This window comes from Mesorhizobium sp. M7A.F.Ca.CA.004.04.2.1, from assembly GCF_004022825.1.
Lineage (GTDB): Bacteria > Pseudomonadota > Alphaproteobacteria > Rhizobiales > Rhizobiaceae > Mesorhizobium.
The window spans coordinates 1-1,162 of sequence record NZ_RZPH01001401.1 but is presented as its reverse complement, the minus strand read 5'-3'; the positions used below and the strand labels follow the sequence as shown (position 1 = coordinate 1,162).

General features: G+C 66.9%; 2 protein-coding genes. Both read right to left on the bottom strand.

What is annotated here, in order from left to right:
- Positions 1-110: 110 nt before the first annotated feature.
- Entirely contained in the window at positions 111-389 is a 279-nt protein-coding gene (locus EN893_RS34920; protein WP_127269733.1) for a hypothetical protein, read from the bottom strand.
- 101 nt (positions 390-490) lie between these two features.
- The coding region (locus tag EN893_RS34915) for a DUF1223 domain-containing protein (RefSeq protein ID WP_128362207.1) at positions 491-1,162 on the bottom strand (672 nt) is incomplete at its 5' end.

Below are 1,162 nucleotides of genomic sequence, written 5' to 3'. Positions count from 1 at the left end.
GCCTACCGGCATCCTCTCCCCGTCACTATACGGGGAGAGGATGCCGGTAGGCAGGTGAGGGGCAGCGCCAAGGGCCGCCCTTGTGAATGAACGGCTGAGACGCGGCAGAACTAGTTGGCCGGAGCCATCGCATCCGTTGCCGGTTTCATCGCATCCGTCGCCGGCTTCATGGCGTCGGCGGCCGGCTTCATGGAATTGGTTTCCATCGGATCGGCCGGCTTCATTGCATCGTTTGCAGGCTTCATCGCATCCGCGGCCGGTTTCATGGCATTTGCAGCCGGCTTCATCGCGTTGGTCGCGTCGTCGGCGCGGGCGATGCCGCCGGCAAACAGCGCCGTCGAGCACAGAGCGAGAGCGAGCGCCGGCAGCGTCAGGCGGGAAATGGTCATGATGATCTCCTTGGGTTGGTCGTGATGGCGCGCCCTCTTGGCGGCCGTGCTATGCGGCGCCGCTCCATGCGGCGTTGCGCAATCTCTTGTCGAAGCGCGATCTAGTCGGTCGCGGCCGCCAGGATCGGTCCGCCACCGGGCGACTGCACGAGCACGGCCGTGCTCAGGCCGCCGGATGCGTGGGGCAGCGGATACGTCGTGGCCGCGCCGGTCCAGCCGCCGAGTTTTTCGAGCGCATGCACGACATTGGCGTGGGGCAAGGTGCGGCCGGTGTTTTCGCCGCGCGACACCGGCACCTCGACGATGCCCTTGGCATAGCGCACCAGCCAGACATCGGCGTGGCCGCCAGGTGCGGCGCCGGCGCCGATGCTGATCTTGCCGCCATCGAGCGACAATGCCGGGCCGCTCGTCCGGCCGCTCACCGAGATCAGCTTTTCGATCTCGCCAGGTGCGGCGCCGACGACATCGGCATGGCCGTTGACCACCACTTGCGGCGTGAACGGCCCGTCATGGCCGAGCGCCGGCTCGTAATTGACCTGGCGCCGGGTGAATTCCTGTTTTCCGAAAATGTCCTTCCAGCCGAGATAGTCCCAGTAGGTGACGTTGAACGACAGCGCCAGCACGCTGGGCTGGTCCTTGACCCTGATCAGATTGGCGTTGGCTGGCGGGCAGGACGAGCAGCCCTGGCTGGTGAACAGCTCGACCACGCTGAGCGGCTGGGCGGCCGCCGCACCGAGCGACACCGCCAGCGCAAGCGCCGAGAGGCTGGACAC

Excerpts from the sequence above, each read along its gene's own strand:
- EN893_RS34920 (WP_127269733.1), bottom strand. The coding sequence starts at position 389 with ATGACCATTTCCCGCCTGACGCTGCCGGCGCTCGCTCTCGCTCTGTGC.